At 71.6% G+C, this 17,381-nt stretch carries 18 protein-coding genes, 1 rRNA gene and 1 pseudogene; 10 read left to right on the top strand and 10 right to left on the bottom strand.

What is annotated here, in order from left to right; genetic code table 11:
• Positions 1-88, top strand: a 5S ribosomal RNA gene (gene rrf, locus ABZ990_RS30505); the annotation flags it as partial.
• 108 nt (positions 89-196) lie between these two features.
• Here the strand turns inward: rrf and ABZ990_RS30500 are convergent.
• Together ABZ990_RS30500 and ABZ990_RS30495 are read right to left on the bottom strand one after the other, a co-directional pair.
• Positions 197-877, bottom strand: coding sequence for a response regulator transcription factor (locus ABZ990_RS30500; RefSeq protein WP_361238629.1), 681 nt, complete (start codon positions 875-877; stop codon positions 197-199).
• On the bottom strand, positions 874-2,118 hold the full coding sequence (locus ABZ990_RS30495) for a histidine kinase (protein ID WP_361238626.1): 1,245 nt from the start codon (positions 2,116-2,118) through the stop codon (positions 874-876). The genes ABZ990_RS30500 and ABZ990_RS30495 overlap by 4 nt, the downstream gene beginning before the upstream one ends.
• Before the next feature lie 96 nt (positions 2,119-2,214).
• Between ABZ990_RS30495 and ABZ990_RS30490 the strand changes: the two genes are divergently transcribed.
• Positions 2,215-2,781: a GNAT family N-acetyltransferase gene (locus tag ABZ990_RS30490; RefSeq protein WP_361238623.1), complete on the top strand. Its 567-nt coding sequence runs from the start codon at positions 2,215-2,217 to the stop codon at positions 2,779-2,781.
• A 49-nt stretch (positions 2,782-2,830) separates the two neighbouring features.
• On the opposite strand, the gene ABZ990_RS30485 is transcribed toward ABZ990_RS30490, so the two are convergent.
• The 6 genes from ABZ990_RS30485 to ABZ990_RS30460 form a co-directional block, all read right to left on the bottom strand.
• Positions 2,831-4,327 (bottom strand): type IV secretory system conjugative DNA transfer family protein, encoded by a 1,497-nt coding sequence (locus ABZ990_RS30485; RefSeq protein WP_361238620.1) that lies wholly within the window; start codon positions 4,325-4,327, stop codon positions 2,831-2,833.
• A gap of 3 nt (positions 4,328-4,330) precedes the next feature.
• Positions 4,331-5,734 (bottom strand): ATP-binding protein, encoded by a 1,404-nt coding sequence (locus tag ABZ990_RS30480; protein WP_361238617.1) that lies wholly within the window; start codon positions 5,732-5,734, stop codon positions 4,331-4,333.
• A 20-nt stretch (positions 5,735-5,754) separates the two neighbouring features.
• Positions 5,755-7,308 carry an SCO6880 family protein gene (locus tag ABZ990_RS30475; protein WP_361238614.1) on the bottom strand — a complete coding sequence of 518 codons (1,554 nt, stop codon included), beginning with the start codon at positions 7,306-7,308 and terminating at the stop codon, positions 5,755-5,757.
• Positions 7,305-8,720, bottom strand: coding sequence for a hypothetical protein (locus ABZ990_RS30470; RefSeq protein WP_361238611.1), 1,416 nt, complete (start codon positions 8,718-8,720; stop codon positions 7,305-7,307). Before ABZ990_RS30470 ends, ABZ990_RS30475 begins: the two co-directional genes overlap by 4 nt.
• Positions 8,710-9,546: a hypothetical protein gene (locus ABZ990_RS30465; protein WP_361238608.1), complete on the bottom strand. Its 837-nt coding sequence runs from the start codon at positions 9,544-9,546 to the stop codon at positions 8,710-8,712. Before ABZ990_RS30465 ends, ABZ990_RS30470 begins: the two co-directional genes overlap by 11 nt.
• Before the next feature lie 124 nt (positions 9,547-9,670).
• Complete coding sequence (locus ABZ990_RS30460; protein ID WP_093874928.1) at positions 9,671-9,979, bottom strand: hypothetical protein; 309 nt, start codon at positions 9,977-9,979, stop codon at positions 9,671-9,673.
• A gap of 586 nt (positions 9,980-10,565) precedes the next feature.
• Here ABZ990_RS30460 and ABZ990_RS30455 point away from each other — a divergent pair.
• The 3 genes from ABZ990_RS30455 to ABZ990_RS30445 all read left to right on the top strand — a co-directional run bounded on the left by ABZ990_RS30455 (position 10,566) and on the right by ABZ990_RS30445 (position 13,002).
• Entirely contained in the window at positions 10,566-10,955 is a 390-nt protein-coding gene (locus ABZ990_RS30455) for a hypothetical protein (protein WP_361238605.1), read from the top strand.
• Positions 10,956-11,019: 64 nt separating this feature from the next.
• Positions 11,020-12,048 (top strand): bifunctional lytic transglycosylase/C40 family peptidase, encoded by a 1,029-nt coding sequence (locus ABZ990_RS30450; RefSeq protein WP_361238602.1) that lies wholly within the window; start codon positions 11,020-11,022, stop codon positions 12,046-12,048.
• 243 nt (positions 12,049-12,291) lie between these two features.
• Positions 12,292-13,002, top strand: a complete 711-nt coding sequence (locus ABZ990_RS30445) for a phosphatase PAP2 family protein (RefSeq protein WP_361238599.1) — start codon at positions 12,292-12,294, stop codon at positions 13,000-13,002.
• Positions 13,003-13,213: 211 nt separating this feature from the next.
• Here the strand turns inward: ABZ990_RS30445 and ABZ990_RS30440 are convergent, their stop codons facing one another.
• Positions 13,214-13,399, bottom strand: coding sequence for a hypothetical protein (locus ABZ990_RS30440; RefSeq protein WP_361238596.1), 186 nt, complete (start codon positions 13,397-13,399; stop codon positions 13,214-13,216).
• Positions 13,400-13,500: 101 nt separating this feature from the next.
• Between ABZ990_RS30440 and ABZ990_RS30435 the strand changes: the two genes are divergently transcribed.
• On the top strand, positions 13,501-14,328 hold the full coding sequence (locus tag ABZ990_RS30435) for a hypothetical protein (protein WP_361238593.1): 828 nt from the start codon (positions 13,501-13,503) through the stop codon (positions 14,326-14,328).
• 218 nt (positions 14,329-14,546) lie between these two features.
• On the top strand, positions 14,547-14,753 hold the full coding sequence (locus tag ABZ990_RS30430; protein WP_361238590.1) for a hypothetical protein: 207 nt from the start codon (positions 14,547-14,549) through the stop codon (positions 14,751-14,753).
• A gap of 208 nt (positions 14,754-14,961) precedes the next feature.
• On the opposite strand, the gene ABZ990_RS30425 is transcribed toward ABZ990_RS30430, so the two are convergent.
• Positions 14,962-15,423: a metal-sensitive transcriptional regulator gene (locus ABZ990_RS30425; RefSeq protein ID WP_361238588.1), complete on the bottom strand. Its 462-nt coding sequence runs from the start codon at positions 15,421-15,423 to the stop codon at positions 14,962-14,964.
• 193 nt (positions 15,424-15,616) lie between these two features.
• Here ABZ990_RS30425 and ABZ990_RS30420 point away from each other — a divergent pair, with 193 nt between their 5' ends.
• The 3 genes and pseudogenes from ABZ990_RS30420 to ABZ990_RS30410 all read left to right on the top strand — a co-directional run.
• Positions 15,617-16,237, top strand: coding sequence for a DUF47 family protein (locus ABZ990_RS30420; RefSeq protein WP_361238585.1), 621 nt, complete (start codon positions 15,617-15,619; stop codon positions 16,235-16,237).
• 5 nt (positions 16,238-16,242) lie between these two features.
• Positions 16,243-17,241 carry an inorganic phosphate transporter gene (locus ABZ990_RS30415; RefSeq protein WP_361238582.1) on the top strand — a complete coding sequence of 333 codons (999 nt, stop codon included), beginning with the start codon at positions 16,243-16,245 and terminating at the stop codon, positions 17,239-17,241.
• Positions 17,242-17,288: 47 nt separating this feature from the next.
• Positions 17,289-17,381, top strand: a pseudogene (locus tag ABZ990_RS30410) (SURF1 family protein); the annotation flags it as partial.

Below are 17,381 nucleotides of genomic sequence, written 5' to 3'. Positions count from 1 at the left end.
CGGTTACATTCCGAACCCGGAAGCTAAGCCTTTCAGCGCCGATGGTACTGCAGGGGGGACCCTGTGGGAGAGTAGGACGCCGCCGAACAATTTTTAGCCTCAACCCCCGGACTTTGTCCGGGGGTTGAGGCATTTTTGCGTTCATTTCCAGGAGATGGAAAGGGGAATGAGGGCGGGGTCGGCGAGGGCACAGGGGTCACTGACGGTCCGCGGCGACCAGGCCCGTGTCGTAGCCCAGGATGACCGCCTGGATGCGGTCGCGGGAGCCGGTCTTGGCGAGGACACGGGAGACATGGGTCTTCACCGTGGACTCCGCCAGATGCAGCCGGCCCGCGATCTCGGTGTTCGTCCAGCCCCGGGCGACGGCGGTGAGGATTTCCAGCTCCCGTTCCGTCAGCGACGACAGCCGGGGGTCGGCCTTTACCGGCCCGGCCGGCACGGCGGGGGTCGGTGGAAGCCGGTGGAGGTAGGTGTCCAGGAGCCGGCGGGTCAGGCTCGGGGCCACCACCGCGTCGCCCGCCGCGACGGCGCGGATCCCGGCGAGGAGCTCCTCGGGCTGGGCGTCCTTCACCAGGAAGCCGCTGGCGCCGGCGCGCAGGCCCTCGTAGGCGTACTCGTCCAGGTCGAAGGTGGTCACGATGAGGACCCGGGTCGCAGCCCCCGCGGCGATGATGCGGCGCGTGGCCTCGATGCCGTCCAGGCCCGGCATCCGGATGTCCATCAGCACCACGTCCGGACGGTGGCGGTCGACCAGCCGGACCGCCTCGATGCCGTCGCCGGCCTCCCCGGCGACCGACAGGTCGGCCTGGCTCTCCAGCAGCATGCGGAACCCGAAACGCTGCATCGGCTGGTCGTCGGCGATCAGAACGGTCGTCACGAGGGGGAGTCCTCCCGGGGAAGTCGCAGCCGTACCCGCCAGCCGGTGCCGTCCGGCAGCGGACCGCACACCAGGGTGCCGTCGTAGAGCGCGGCGCGTTCGCGCATGCCCGCGAGGCCCTGGCCCGCCCCGCCCGCGGGGACGGTTCCGGTGTTGGTGACCGTGACGAGGGCGGCGTCCGCGGTCCAGGTGAGCGTCACCCTGGCCCGGGCGTCCGGGCCCGCGTGCTTCAAGGCGTTGGTCAGGGCCTCCTGCACGATCCGGTAGACCGTCAACTGGGCGCCCGGGGAGAGCCGGTGGGGGCTCGGTTCACACTCGGTCTCGAGCTCCGACTCGACAGGGAGGCCCGCGCCGCGGACGCCGTCGAGCAGCGCGGGCAGCTCCGCGAGATCCGGCTGAGGACTCCGTACCGCCGCCGGATCCTGCGCGTGCAGCACGCGCCGTAGCTCCGCGAGGGCCTGGCGGCTCGTGGCGGCGATGGCGTCGAGGGCCTGGGCCGCCTGCTCCGGGCGGGCGGCCGCGGCGTACCGGCCGCCGTCCGCGAGACCCGTGATCACGGCCAGGTTGTGGCCGATGATGTCGTGCATCTCGCGGGCGATCCGGTCGCGTTCGGCCGCCGCCGCCAGCTGGACCTCCTGGGCGCGTTCCTCCCTGCGGGAACGTACGGTGAGGCCGGCGAAGACCGCCAGCGCGTACGCCCACAGATACGGGACGACCAGCAGATCCCAGCCGCCGGTGCCGGTGGAGCCGTAGCCGGAGGGGAACCGGATCGCGGCCACGGCGAGCGGCGGAGCGAGGAACGCGGCGGCCGTCAGCAGCGCCCGGGGCGGGCGGGTGAGCGCGACGCGGAACAGCGGGAAGATCTGCAGGGCGCCGGCCTCCAGGACGGCCCCCGAGGCGCCGCTGACCAGTGAGGCGCCCGCCATCACGGCCAGCATGGCCATCGGGTGCCGGCGGCGCCCGTACAGCGGCAGGGTGAGGCCGAGGCTGAGGACGACGACCAGCCAGGTCGGGACCGTCGGGTCCATGGCGGTCGTCCGCCAGCCCTCGCCGGTCGCGTCGACGAGCGCGGCGATCGCCCAGGACACCGTCACCACCGCGTCCCAGACCCACGGGTGCGCGGTGTCCAGCGCGCGGAGGCGGGCGAGCAGCAGCCGTACGTACCGGCTGCCCGTCGTCGTCTCCACCGTCGTCCGCGTCTCCACCGTCGGCCGCGTCGGCCGCGTCGCCTGGGTTGTCACGCCGTCAACGTAGGGCGTGGGCGGGGGCGTTGTCGTCGTACCTGGGTACCACGAAACCCCCTTGTCAGAGGGGGTTTTCATGATCAGGATCGTGGCATGGACTATGCAATTCGTGTCATCCGTGCCGACGAGTGGAAGAAGGCGCGCGAGCTGCGGCTCGAAGCGCTTCAGGACCCCGTCGCGCACCTCGCCTTCCTGGAGACCTACGACGACGCGGTGGCGCGGCCGGACGCGTTCTGGCAGGAGCGGGCCGCGGGTGCCGCCGAGGACGGGGACGGGCGGGTCCGGCAGTTCGTCGCGGAGACCCCCGGGGGACGCTGGCTCGGCACCGTGACCGTCCTGGTCGAACGGCCCGACGACGAGGGGCGGCTGGGGTTCGGCGAGGCGGCGAAGGTCGACCAGACGCATGTCGTGGGGGTGTACATGCGGCCCGAGGCGCGGGGGAGCGGAGTGATCGACGCGCTGTTCGAGGCGGCCGTGGAGTGGTCGTGGGGCGTGCCGGGGCCTGAGATCCGGCGGGTGCGGCTGTATGTGCACGAGGAGAACGAGCGGGCGGCGGCGTTCTACCGGCGGTTCGGGTTCGTGTGGACGGGGGTGCGGACGGAGATGCCGGGGCCGGTGCCGGGGTACGACCGGGAGTACGAGCTGGTGAGAGGCGTGTAGGGCGCCGCTGTACGGGCGGGGGCGCGGTCGAGGGTGCGGGGCGCGGGGCTCAGGGAGTGGACAGTGGCTCCGGCCAGCGGGACCGGGCCTGGGTGGGGGAGCGCATCAGGGCCAGGGCGGTCAGGCCCTGGGCGGGGCCCTCGGTCAGGAGCGTGGGCAGGTCGGGGAGGGGGGCCACGGCCGCGATGTCGTCGAGGACGAGGCTCAGCGGCGGGTCCAGGCGGGGGCCGGGGGAGCGGGTGGCCTGGTGGCGGGCCCGGTCGGTGACGGTGGCGACGAGGGCCGTGAGGAGCGGCATCGCGCCCGGGTGGGTGCGGGGGTCCTCGATCGGTTCGCCGATCACGTAGAGCGTGCCCTGTTCGGCGAGGAACGAGGCGAGCGCGAGCGAGTCGGCGCGGTTCGCCGTGCACGCGTCCCTGAGGTGGATCGAGGACAGGGCGGACAGCGCGCGGGCCGTCAGTTCCTGGGCGGCGCGGCGGCGTTCGGGGTGGGCCGTGAGCGCGGATTCGAGCAGACCGGCGTGGCCCGAGGCGGCCTTGGGATGGGTGCGGAGGATCCGGACCGGCTCATGGGCGTCGGAGCCCTGGGCCCAGCGGTGGACCTGCTTGAACGGGCGGCCGTCTATCGCGGCGGCGTGCAGCCAGCAGCGCAGGAGCATTTCGGCGGTGTCCGTCATGGCCGCGTCGAGCCGCGCCTGCGGCCGTACCGGGGTGAGCAGCGCGGCGGCCCGGCGCTGGGCCGTGGCGGGGTCCTCGCAGCCCTCGGCGGGGCTCCAGCGGAGCCGGGCGGGGGTCTCGCACAGATGGCCGGGGTCGTAGACGAGGACCGGGCCGAGTTTGCCGCGCGCGTCCTTCGTCTCCTCCCAGAGGGTGGGGTCGGAGGTCACGACGAGGGCGGCGCCTTCGGCGTCGTGCACCGCCTGGAGGGCAGTCGGGCGGCGGGCCGCCGGTGAGCCGTACACGATCCGGGTGGGTGTGGGTGTGGGTGTGGGTCCAGGCACGGGGGTGGAGGCGGGGATCGGCTCCGGCTCCGGTGCCGGGGCCGGCACCGGGGGTGGTGCGGGGGCGCGGGGTGCGGGGGGTGCCGGTTGCGGTGCCGGTGCCTTGCGGAGCGGGGCCGGTTCGGCCGGCTGCTCGGCGCGCCGGGGCTTCGCCTCGTACCCGCCCGCCTTCCGGTTCGCGCGGACCGCGCGCCAGCGGGCCACGGTGCCGAGGACGAAGACCGCGAGGACGACGAGTATCAGGGCCTCGCCGATGACGAGGCCCCAGAACAGCCCGTATCCGGAGAGCTGTTCCGGCGGGGTGTCCGGCCAGGCGGCCGGGAGGTCGCCCGGTGAGGACAGGATGGACGGCAGCGCCCGGGGCGTACGGGTGAAGGTGACGCCGTCCGGCCAGCCGCCGTGCGCGAACAGGCCGGACAGACCGGTGGCCGTCCAGACGAGGAAGGCGATGCCGAAGAGGAGGACGAACAGGCCGACGATGAAACCGTCGGGGATGCCGCCGCCGCCCGTCTGGCGCGGTCCGGGCTGGGTTCGGTTCGTGCTCAAGGATCACGCCACCGTCGACTGGGATGGGTTGTTCATCTGCTGCTCGATGAGGATCGCGCGCTGTTCCGTCTCCCACTCCAGCTCGGGGTCGGGGGCGGAGGGGGCCGAGGACTCCGTCATGGCGCGGTCGGTGTAGACGAGGGGGCGTTCGCGTTCGGTGATGAGGTGTTTGACCACCTGCACATTGCCGTTGACGTCCCAGACGGCGATGCCGGGGGTGAGGGTCGGGATGATCTCGACGGCCCAGCGGGGCAGGCCGAGGACCCGGCCCGTGTTGCGGGCTTCGTCGGCTTTCTGGGCGTAGATGGTGCGGGTGGAGGCCATTTTGAGGATGGCCGCGGCTTCCTTGGCCGCCGCGCCGTCGACGACGTCGGAGAGGTGGTGGACGACGGCGACGAAGGACAGGCCGAGGCGGCGGCCGAACTTCAGCAGGCGCTGGAACAGCTGGGCCACGAAGGGGCTGTTGATGATGTGCCAGGCCTCCTCGACCAGGAAGATGCGCTTCTTCCGGTCGGGGCGGATCCAGGTGTGCTCCAGCCACACGCCGACGATCGCCATGAGGATGGGCATGGCGATGGAGTTGCGGTCGATGTGGGAGAGGTCGAAGACGATCAGCGGGGCGTCGAGGTCGATGCCGACGGTCGTCGGGCCGTCGAACATGCCGCGCAGGTCGCCGTCGACGAGCCGGTCGAGGACGAGGGCGACGTCGAGGCCCCAGGCCCGTACGTCGTCCAGGGCGACGTTCATCGCCTCCGCCGACTCCGGCTCGGGGTGGCGCAGCCGCTCGACGATGTCGGTGAGGATCGGCTGGCGGTCGGTGGAGTGCTCGTTGACGTAGGCGTGGGCGACCTTGAGCGCGAAGCCGGAGCGCTCGTCGAGGCCGTGGCCCATGGCCACCTCGATGATGGTGCGCAGCAGCGCCAGCTGGCCCGTGGTGGTGATGGACGGGTCGAGCGGGTTGAGCCGGATGCCGGAGTCGTTGGCGACCATCGGGTCCAGCCGGATGGGAGTTATCCCCAGCTCCTGCGCGATGAGGTTCCACTCGCCGACGCCGTCCTCGCCCTGCGCGTCGAGGACGACGACCTGGCGGTCGCGGAAGCGGAGCTGGCGGAGCACGTACGTCTTCTCCAGCGCCGACTTGCCGTTGCCGGACTCGCCGAGGACCAGCCAGTGGGGGGCGGGGAGCTGCTGACCGTACAGCTGGAAGGGGTCGTAGATGTACCCCTTGCCGCTGTAGACCTCACGGCCGATGATCACGCCGGAGTCGCCGAGGCCGGGGGCGGCGGTCGGCAGATAGACGGCCTGGGCCTGCCCGGTGGAGGTGCGGACGGGCAGGCGGGTCGTCTCCACCTTTCCGAAGAGGAAGGAGGTGAAGGCGTCGGTGAGGACGGACAGCGGATCTCGCATCGGTCTGTGCCCCTTCGGCCCTAGCGGCGGATGCCGGTCGCGAACGGCAAGGTGTTCACAAACGCACGGTGGTGCTCGCGGTCGCACCATTCCAGTTTCAGATACGACTTGCCCGCGGAGGCCCGGATCGTGCGCTTGTCGCGGGCCAGGGCCTCGGGGGAGCGGGAGGAGACGGTGATGTAGCCGACGAGGTTGACGCCGGCCGCGCCGCTCGCGAGGTCCTCGCCGCGCTGGTCGAGACGGCCGTGGGCGGCGATGTCGCGGGGGTCGACGGTGCGGTTCATCTTGGACTGGCGGGATGCCTCGGCCTCGTCGTTGGTCTTCTCGGTGAGCATCCGCTCGATGGCGACCTCGGTGGGCTCCAGATCCATGGTGACGGCGACGGTGCGGATCACGTCGGGGGTGTGGACGAGGAGCGGGGCGAGGAAGTTGACGCCGACGGGCGTCATCGGCCACTCCTTGATCCACGCGGTGGCGTGGCACCAGGGTTCGCGGGTGGCGGACTCACGGGTCTTGGCCTGGAGGTATGTCGGCTCCAGGGCGTCCAGCTCGGCGGGCCAGGCGTTGCGCTTCGACATGGCCTGGATGTGGTCGATGGGGTGGTCCGGGTCGTACATCGAGTGCACGAGGGAGGCCAGCCGCGACTGGCCGAGCGGCTGACGGACCCGGATGTCGGCCTCGGCGAGGCGGGCGCAGATGTCGGTCAGCTCGCGGGCCATGACGACGGCGAGGCCGCCGTCGCGGTCGAGCCGGCGGGCGCCGGAGGCGTGGCGGGTGGCCCGGGCCATGGCGTTGGCCTCGGCGGCGAGTTCGCGCGTGTAGTGCATGCAGGCCACGAGATAGGCGCGGTGCTGCTCGCTGGAGGTCGACACCATCGACTGGAGCTGGTCGTACGACTCCTGGAGCCAGGCCGGGGCCTGGTGGTCGCCGCGCTGGGCGACGTCCTTGGCGTGGGCGTCGGGGTCGGCGGGCAGCGTACGGGCCAGCATCTGGAGGCGGGTGACGAAGCCGTCCCCGTTGGCGACGTGCTTGAGGAGGGTGCCGAAGCGGTCGACGAGGGCTTCCTGGTCCTCGGAGTCGCGCAGGCCGACGCCCGGGCCCTCGATCTCGATGGCGGCGGTGACGGTGCGGCGGTCGGCGTGCAGGAGGACCGCGATCTCGTCGGGGCCGAACGGCGCGGTCAGCCAGCTGACGCCGCCGATGCCGGGCGGCGGGCCGATCTCGACCTCACGGCCGTCGAGCCGGGTGCCGGCCTCGGTGGCGGTGGAGCGGTAGGCGGTGCCGCGCTTGAGCGTCCGCTTGTAGCTGCGGTTGATCTCGAACCACTTGTAGAAGGTGCGGTGCTTGTACGGGACGTAGACCGCGGCGAGCGCGAGCACCGGGAAGCCGGAGAGCAGTCCGATGCGCAGGGGCAGCAGGGGGACCAGCAGTCCGCTCATCATGCCGAGGAAGGCGCCGACGATGATGAGCGCGATCTCGCCGGTCTCGCGGTTCTTGCCGACGATCGCGTTCGGACGGGCGCGGCCGATGAGATACGTGCGGCGGGGCGAGACCGGTTGGGACTGGGTCGTCAACGCCCTGCACCTCCAGAGTTGTTGCGGCTACTGCTGGTGTTGCCGGTGTTGCCGGTGCGGCTGGAGTGGGGGGTGTTCGTGGTGGGGCTGCCGCTGCGGGGGGCGGGGGTGGCGCCGCCGCCCGTACCGCCGCTGGATCCGCCTGAGGTGCCTCCCGAGGTGCCTCGGCTGCTGTGGGCGGCGACCCCGCCGGAGAGCGGGTTGGCGGGGCGAGGCGTGCTCTTGGCGGCCGCCTGGCCGCCACCGTCGCCGCCGCGGCTGCTGTGGGTCTTGATGCCCTGGGAGACGAGGGACGCGGGGGTGGAGATGACGGCGGCCGCGGCGTTCTCGCCGGCGCGGTGCAGACGGTTGTTGCGGGAGGCCACGATCTCGTCGCCGAAGCCGGGGACGAAGCGGTAGATCATCGCGGAGGCGAAGATCGCGAGCAGGACGATGGCCAGACCCGAGACCACGGCGGAGAACGCGTCCGGGCCGGTGCCGGACGACAGCGCCCCGGCGAGGCCGAGCACGATCACGATCACCGGCTTGACCAGGATCACCGCGATCATGATGCCCGCCCAGCGGCGGACGTGGCCCCACATGTTCTTGTCGACGAGCCCGGCGTACACGACCACGCCGAGCAGCGCGCCGACGTAGAGGAGCACGGCGCGCAGGACCAGTTCGAGGTAGAGCACACCGGCGGCCAGGATCGTCACCAGCGAGACGATGATCAGCATGATCGGCCCGCCGCCGATGCTGTCGCCCTTCTCCAGGGCCTGTTTGAAGCTGCCGAAGAAGACGTCGCTCTGCTGGCCGGTGCCGGAGGCGATGACCTCGGTGATGGCGTCGGCGGCGCTGACGACGGTGTAGAGGATCAGCGGCGTGAAGGCGGAGGCGAGGACGGTCAGCCAGAGGAAGCCGATGGCCTCGGAGAGCGCGGTGGTGAGCGGGACGCCGCGCATGGCGCGCTTGGCGACGGCGAGCAGCCAGAGGAGGAGGGTGAGGAAGGTGGCGGCGGCGAAGACGATGGCGTAGCGGCCGAGGAACTCCTTGTTGGTGAAGTCGACGGTCGCGGTCTGCTTCACGGCGCTGGAGAGGGTGTCGACGACCCAGGCGGCGGCTTTGGCGCAGCCGTTGGCGAGGGAGGAGAGGGGGTCGACGGTGGCGGAGGGGTCGTCGATGCGGACGCCGGAGCCGGATTGGCCGTTCTCGCAGTAGTCGCGGGCGGGACCACGGATCAGGTCGCACGGGTTGTTGCTGGCGCTCGGGCTGGGAGTGCCCGAAGGAGTGGGCGTCGTCGAGGGAGTTCCGGTGGCCGGTGCGGTCGGTGTGGGGTCGGCGACGGCACGGGTGGCGAACAGGACCAGGGCGGTCTGGGCCGCGGACAGCGCGGCGGTGACGCCGAGGCCGCGGACAAGGTTCTTACCGGGCATAGGTGAAGCCTCCGAACGTGCCGACGGCGTCCGTCATGTCATCAGCGGTAGAGGCCGTCTGGTCACGGCCCACGGGAACGGGGCCGTCCTTCTGGCTGAATCCGGTCACCTTCCAGTCGCCGTCGGTCCAGCGCAGCTCGAAGGTGTTGGTGTACCAGGACTCCGTGACGGGGCTTTTGGACCCTTCTCCGGCCAGGCCGAACAGCGTCGAGTACCAGATGGACACAGTGGCGTGGTCGCCCGCGTACTTGTCGATCTTCGCACCGGCCGGCAGTACCCGGGAGACGAATGTCAGGCCCGAAGGCGCGGTGCCGTCCGCGTTGAGACCGATCCGGCTCAGGAATCCCTTGTCGCCGTACACCTTGTCGAGCGCGCTCTCTTGGGCGGTGACCGCGTCGGGCGCGTACACGGCGCGGACGAGCGTCCTGCGCGACGAGGTGACGAACATGTCGACGGAGCCCAGCGCCACCGCGTAGTTCGCCGCCGCGCTCTGTGCCCCCTGCTCGTCGTGGGCGAAGCCCGCCGCGAGCGTGCCGTTCGTGGCGTTCTTGCCCGTGACGGGGCGGGTGCCGGTGGCGGCCGTGGGGGCGGCGCCCGCCGGGGCGCTGGGGCCGCCGGCGTGGGAGGAGCCGGAGCCGGCGGGGGTGTCGTTGCCGCGGTTCGCGAAGGCGATCGCGGCGATGAGGACGGCCACCACGCCCACGACCACGGCGAGGGAGCGCCCGCTCCGGCCGGCGGAGCGGCGCGGGGTGCCGTACGGGTCGCCGGTGTTGCCCTCGGGGAGACGGGTGCGGGTCTGGCCGTCGTGGTCGTCGCCGAGGCTCATGCCGGGTACGCCCCTTCGGTACAGGTGTACGGGTGCGCCGCAGGCGGCGGTGTCGCCGGCTGCCGTGTGGGCGTTGCGTGGTGACTGGACATCAGGGAGCGCGACCTCGGGGGTGAGAAAAGGGTTAGACGGCCATCCCGTACACGATGGTGAAGAGCGTTCCCAGGGAGCCGATGATGAAGACTCCGGTCAGGCCGGCCACGATCAGACCCTTGCCCTGTTCGGCGCTGAAGGTGTCGCGCAGGGCGGTGGCGCCGATACGCTGTTTGGCCGCGCCCCAGATGGCGATGCCGAGACAGAGCAGAATGGCCACGGCCATCACGACCTCGATCATCACCTTGGCTTCGGCGCCCAGGCTCCCGAAAGGCCCCCAGTTCGGGGCGATTCCACCGATAATGGTGTTGATGTCGCCCTTTTCGGCCGCCAGGTACATGTAACTCACCGCCCCTGTTGGGTAGTTCGTCGCCCCTGCCGGACGGCATGGGTCGTCGCCCTATCTTCGCTGATGAAACCGCTCGCGTGTGACGGCTTGACGGCTCTCTTTACCCGATCCCCGCAGGCATGTCCGATCTGACCGTCTTGACCTGCGGCGGCGTGGCCGGTTCCCATGCGAAGAAGCGTATGGTCACTCTGTGTATCACGGGGTGTGACTCCGGGCAATGATTGTCGTTGTGGCACCTTTGGGGCGCTGTTCGACGGCCCATCAGAAGGTATGTAGGGAGCGCCCGTCGGAGGACGGTCGGAGGGCGGGCGGGGCCGTTTGCCCCGGGAGCTCACTCTTTCGGGTGAGAGTGCGGTGTTTGCTGGTGCGGAGGGCGTCCATGGGGCTCTTGGGTGCGGCACAAGTTCGGTGCGTACTCCTGGATTTGCGCATGCGCAGGGTGGCGGGCTGCCGCTGTTAGCGTCCGCGCCGACCTTCGCCGACCTTCGGCGGAGAAGGGAGAGGGAGCCCGATGAGCTCACGTGGACGTTCGACGACAGGGCAGGGTCGGAAGGCTGGGCAAGGGGCGGGTGGCGGCGTGCTGCGCCACAGTGCCGGGCCGTGGATCAAGGCGGCCGGGGTGGCCGAATCCCTTCAGGCCGGCATGGGAGCCGCCAAGGGCAGGCTGACCACGGCCCATGACGGGGTGTCGGGCGCGCTGCGCGGGCTCGCGTGCGCGGCCGCCCTGGAGGCCGTCCTCGCGTCCTGGGAGGAGCGGATCGGCGCGGTGGGGGACGAGTGCGGCGCGCTCGCTCCCGCGCTGCGCGGGGTCGCCGAGGAGCAGCGTGAGCGGGACGTACGGGTGAAGTCGTCCCTCGACGCCCTCTCGCCCCACGGGCCCGGCGGGCCCGGCGGGCCCGTTCCCGGCCCGCGGGTCGATTTTCGGCCGTCGGACGGCGCTGTTCCGTCCGGTTCGTCCACCCCCTGAGCGCGGGGTGCCCGCCTAGACTGATGTCCGGTGCGTACTGACCGGAGCCAAGGGGTGGTTGACGGTGCGTAAGGCGCGGGTGGCGTGGCTGGTGGGCGGTGGGGCGACGGGAGTCTGCCTGCTGTTCGTGCTGCTGCTCGTCGTCGGTACGTACTCCGCCGCGGCCGGGCTCTTCGGCGGCGCCGGCAACGGGCGGAACGGGACCGTCGGGCTGGCGAAGGGGGCCGTGCCCGCCGCGTATCAGGGCCTGGTGCAGCAGTGGGGCAATCTCTGCCCCGCCATCAACCCCGCGCTGCTCGCCGCCCAGCTCTACCAGGAGAGCGGCTGGAACCCGACCATCGTCTCGCCCGCCGACGCCCGCGGCATCGCCCAGTTCATCCCGGGCACCTGGGCCACCCACGGGATCGACGGGGACGGGGACGGCGACCGGGACATCTGGGACCCCAAGGACGCGATCCCGTCGGCGGCCTCCTACGACTGCGAGCTCGCGCGCTATGTGAAGGACGTGCCGGGCGACGTCACGAACAACATGCTCGCCGCCTACAACGCCGGCGCCTACCGCGTCATACGGTCCGGCGGAGTGCCCGGGATCAGCGAGACGCAGAACTACGTCCGGATCATCCGCGATCTGGAGAAGAGCTTCGCCCGCCCCATCGGCCGCGTCGAGCCCTCCAAGCAGGCGGCCTCCGCCATCTACTACGCGCAGCAGAAGCTCGGGACGCCGTATCTGTGGGGCGGTACGGGCACGGCGGCGCAGAACGGGCGGTTCGACTGCTCGGGGCTGACCCAGGCGGCGTACGACAGCGTGGGGGTCGGGCTGCCGCGCGTGGCCAACGACCAGTACAACGCCGGGCCGCACCCGAGCCGGGACGAGCTGTTGCCGGGCGACCTGGTGTTCTTCTCGGACGACCTCACCAACTCGCGCGCCATCCGGCACGTCGGCATCTACGTCGGCGGCGGGTACATGATCGACGCCCCGCGCACCGGTGCCGTCATCCGTTTCGACCGGGTCGACACGCCGGACTACTTCGGCGCGACCCGGGTCACGGCGGCGGGCGCGGCCGCGCTGCCCACCCACCTTCCGCAGCAGTGATCCACAAGGGCGGGGGTGTACTCCGGGACGGTCTCAGGGCCGGGCTCGGGGACCGGCGGAGGTACGGCGGGGCGCGCGTTCCGTGAGGCCGCGGCCCGGGGCCGCCGTGCCCCGTCACCGTTCGATAACGTCCCGGCGATCCCGGGGCCGGAGCGGAACGCTCCCCTCGGCCGGATCGTTTCCCGATCCGACCAACCCGACCACGGGGGTTGGGCACCACCACACAGCAAGGGGCCGCAGCACATGGCTGGACTCGCATCGGACGGTTCGAACCCCGATGTCAGCCTGCTCTACGACATCAACGGGCTGGCCAAGGCCGCCCCGCCGTGGTTCGACCGCGTCATGGAGTTCACCGGCGAGTACGGCATCGTGCTCGGACTCGTCCTCGTCGTCCTCGGCTGCTGGTGGAGCGTCCGCCGGCGTGGCACCGCGGCCGACTCGGTGTCCGCGATCGCCGCGCTGATCTGGGCGCCGCTCGCCGCCGGGATCGCCCTGCTCGTCAACATCCCGATCCGCGGCTTCGTCGAACGCCCCCGGCCGTTCCGTGATCACGAGGGTCTCGACGTCCTGGTCGCGGGCAAGACCGACTACTCCTTCGTGAGCGACCACGCCACCCTCGCCATGGCGCTCGCCATCGGCATCTTCGTCGCCCACCGCCGCTTCGGGTTCGCCGCCATCGGTCTCGCCCTCGCCGAGGGCTTCTGCCGGGTGTACATGGGCGTCCACTATCCGACCGACGTCGTCGGCGGTCTCGCGCTCGGCACCGCCGTCGCGCTGCTGCTCGCCCCGGTCGCGCTCGCGCTCCTCACGCCGGTCGTCACGGCCGTCGCCCGCAGCCGGCACGGCGGTCGGCTCGTGCGCTCCCGGCGGGCCGCCGGAGGGCCCGCGGTCGCCGGGTCGATCGGCCTGCCGGAGCCGTCGCGCGGCGCGGGCGAGCGCGACCTCGCCGCCTGAACGGACCGGACCGGTTCGGTTCGGTTCGGTTCCGTTCGGTTCGACCGCAACGTTTCGGTGGGATCGTCCGGCCGGGCTGCCCGGCCGGACGGTGGGAACGTCTCGCTTGAGTGGACCGGTCGAAGGCGCGGTCCGAAGGCGCCACCCGAGTAGGCCGGCCGGGCGAACCGGCTGAGCCGAGGCGGCCGCCCGCGCCGGCGGGGAATGCCCCCTACCCCTCCACCGGCGGTGGCGCCGCCGCGTGGTCCGTCGCGTCCGTACGGGCGCGGTCGCGCGAGCGGCGGGCCGGGCCGGTCCAGCCGCAGCTGCAGCGGGCGAGCGCGAACGCGCCCCGCTCCGTCGTCTCCGTCAGGTGCGGGGTGTGCCGCGGGGCGGGCGGCGGGGCCTGATCATGCACGTCCTCCACGGTACTGCGGCGTGACGGCGGGTGCGGACCGTCGTTATCCGGTCGGGCGGGTTTCGGACGGACAAGCGGCGGGCGTTGGGGGTTGGCGGGCGATGGTGGTGCGGAAGGGACGCACGGGCGGCGCGTGGGCGGGCGCCCTGGTGCTGGTCGGGACGGTGGCGCTGACGGCCGCCGGCTGCGCGGCCCCCGAGGACGACGGGGTCCCCGGCGGCGATCCGCGGCGGGCCGTCCGCGGCGCGGCCGAGGAGCTGATCAGGGCCGGGTCGGCGAAGGCCGGCACCTCGATGGAGATGGCGTCCGGCGGCACCCAGGTCACCATCCGCGGCGAGGGCGACTACGACTTCCGCCGCCGTACGGGCACCCTCCGGGTGATGCTGCCGAAGGGCGCCGACGAGGAGCGCGGCCCGCAGCGCCCGATCACCGAACTGCTCGTACCCGGCGCGCTCTACATGAAGAACCGGGGCGCGGGCGTCCCCGCCGACAAGTGGGTACGGGTCGACACCACCACCCTCGACGACGGCAACCTGGTCACCGGCGGCGCCACCGACCCGGCCGCCGCCGCCGAACTGCTCCGCGGCGCCCGCGAGGTGGCGTACGTGGACGAGGTCGACCTCGCCGGGGTGACGGTCCGGCACTACCGGGGGATCACCCACATCGGAGAGGCCGCCCGGCTGGCCTCGCCGCAGGTGCGCGGGTCGCTCGCGGCGGCGGCGAAAGGGTTCGCCACGGACACGGTGGCGTTCGACGCGTATCTGGACGGCGCGGGCAGGCTGCGCAAGGTCCGCCACCAGTTCAGCTTCAGCAACCAGGGCCGTACGGTCGAGGTCGCCTCGACCACGCTGCTGTACGGCTTCGGCACGCCGGTCACGGTGACGCTGCCGGACCGGAAGGACATCTACACGGGGAGGATCGAGGCGTAGCCCGGCGGGCGGTGCGCGGCGCGGCCCGGTTTCGGCGGGCGAGGGGCTTGTGGCCCTTCGCCCGGGCCATCGCAAATGGTCCGGACGTGTCATGCGCGGCGAGGGAAGCGCTTCCTACGCTGGAGGGTGAAGCCGTACGCCGTGCGACGGCCGGATGCCAGGCCCCGGAGAGCAGCCCGTCAGCCCGACAGCACGCCGACAAGAAGAGGTGTACGCGCATGGTTCCGCCGCCCGGTACCGCGACCGGCGCCGCGCGCCCGCACCTGGTTCCGGCTCCGTCGCCCGGCGACCTCGAGTGCGTCGCCCTGGCCGAGATAGAGCTGTGCGGGGAGCTGATCATCGCGGCCTCCGCCGCCGACGGGGAGGAACGGCTGAGCGCCGACCGGATCGACGAGGTGCTGCGGGTCGGCGCGCACGGCCGCTGAGGCCCGTACGCCCGAGGGTCGTCAGCCCCCCCCCCGCAGGCCGTACTCCATCCCAGGGCCTCCCGGACCCGTATCCCGAACCCGTATCCCGGGAACCCGGACCACCGCCGGGCCGTCCATCCCGGACTCCGTGCCGCCGGAGCCCGTACTCCCGTAATTTCGTACGTCTGAATCCCTGACCCCCGCCCCGCCCCCGGGGACGGTGTCCTCAGGTCCGCATCATGCGTGCGATGGCCTTGGTGGCCTCCTCGACCTTCGACTCGATCCCGGTGCCGCCCTCCATCGCGGCCTCCGCGACGCAGTGCCGCAGGTGCTCCTCCAGGAGCTGGAGCGCGAAGGACTGCAGGGCCTTCGTGGAGGCCGAGACCTGGGTGAGGATGTCGATGCAGTACGTGTCCTCGGTGACCATCCGCTGCAGACCGCGGATCTGGCCCTCGACCCGGCGCAGCCGCTTGAGGTGCTCGTCCTTCTGGTTGTGGTAGCCGTGCACCGGGTGGTCGTGGCCCTCGCCGCTGCCCGCCGGAGCGCCGGTGGAGGGGGTGTTTTCGGCCTTGGATCCGGTGCCGGACGCGGCCTTGGATCCTGCCCCGGCCGGCGTCGCGGAGGCGGGGGCGACCGCCGCGTCGACCGCGGTCTCGGGGGTGAGCTGGCCGGCTTCGGTGGTCGTCATCGGGTCCTCCCGTTGTCCAGAAAGAGGGGGTATACCCCTCGTGGGTATAGGGTACCGACCTCCGCGAATCGGGGCGGGGGCCCGTGGTAGATCACTGTGCCTGATGGGCGACACTGAAAGGACGCCGGTTAGCCGTGGCCGGATGATGCGCCTAGCATCAGCCTGACCGAACCCAGCACCCCGAGGACCCCACGTGCGATTTCGTCTGACCCCCAGGGAGACGAGCTTCTACGACATGTTCGCCGCGTCCGCGGACAACATCGTCACGGGCGCGAAACTCCTGATGGAACTGCTCGGAGCGGACACCTCCGCCCGGGCCGAGATCGCGGAACGGATGCGGGCAGCGGAGCACGCCGGCGACGACGCGACCCACGCCATCTTCCACCAGCTGAACTCCTCTTTCATCACGCCGTTCGACCGTGAGGACATCTATCTCCTCGCGTCCTCCCTCGACGACATCATGGACTTCATGGAGGAGGCCGTCGACCTGGTCGTCCTCTACAACGTCGAGGAACTCCCCAAGGGCGTCGAGCAGCAGATCGAGGTCCTGTCGCGGGCGGCGGAGCTGACCGCCGAGGCCATGCCGAACCTGCGGACCATGGCCAACATGACCGAGTACTGGATCGAGATCAACCGGCTGGAGAACCAGGCGGACCAGATCCACCGCAAGCTGCTCGCCCACCTCTTCAACGGCAAGTACGACGCCATCGAGGTACTCAAGCTCAAGCAGATCGTGGATGTCCTCGAAGAGGCGGCGGACGCCTTCGAGCGCGTGGCGAACACGGTGGAGACCATCGCCGTCAAGGAGTCCTGAGCTCCGTGGACACCTTCGCGCTGATCGTGACCATCGGTGTCGCGCTCGGCTTCACGTACACCAACGGTTTCCACGACTCGGCGAACGCCATCGCCACCTCGGTGTCGACCCGGGCGCTGACCCCGCGGGCCGCGCTCGCGATGGCCGCCGTGATGAACCTCGCCGGCGCCTTCCTCGGCCAGGGCGTCGCGCACACCGTCAGCAAGGGCCTGATCGCCACGCCGACCGGCGACAAGGGGATGGGCATCCTCTTCGCCGCCCTGCTCGGCGCGATCGTCTGGAACCTCGTCACCTGGTACTTCGGTCTTCCCTCGTCCTCCTCGCACGCGCTGTTCGGCGGCATGGTGGGCGCGGCGCTCGCGGGTGGCACGGAGGTCATCTGGTCCGGCGTCCTGGAGAAGGTCGTCATCCCCATGTTCCTGTCCCCGGTGGTCGGCCTCGTCGCCGGTTACCTGGTGATGACGCTGATCATGTGGCTGTTCCGCAAGACCAACCCGCACAAGGCCAAGCGCGGCTTCCGGATCGCGCAGACCGTGTCCGCGGCGGGCATGGCGCTCGGCCACGGCCTCCAGGACGCCCAGAAGACGATGGGCATCGTGGTGATGGCGCTGGTCATCGGCGACATACAGAGCGCCGACGCGCCGATCCCGGTGTGGGTCAAGATCTCCTGCGCGCTGATGCTCTCGCTCGGTACGTACGCGGGCGGCTGGCGCATCATGCGGACCCTCGGTCGCAAGATCATCGAGCTGGACCCGCCGCAGGGCTTCGCCGCCGAGACGACCGGCGCGTCGATCATGTTCACCACGGCGTTCCTCTTCAAGGCGCCGATCTCCACGACCCATGTCATCACCTCGGCGATCATGGGCGTGGGTGCCACCAAGCGCGTCAACGCGGTGCGCTGGGGCGTGGCCAAGAACATCATCCTCGGCTGGTTCATCACCATGCCGGCCGCCGCGATCGTCGCCGCGGCGAGCTACTACGTCGTCAAGATCTTCTTCGGCTGACGCCGGGTCGAAGACCCCGTACACATGGCCGGGCCCGGCTCCCCTAGGTCACCGTCACCGGCCGGCTCATGGCCGACGAGACCACCGGCGCCAGCGGCATCAAGGACCTCAAGGGCCTGCCCGACCGCCAGGTCATGCTG

Source organism: Streptomyces sp. NPDC046203, assembly GCF_040646255.1.
Classification (GTDB): Bacteria; Actinomycetota; Actinomycetes; order Streptomycetales; family Streptomycetaceae; genus Streptomyces.
Note: the sequence above shows the minus strand (reverse complement) of the source record. Positions and strands in the feature narration are given on the sequence as shown.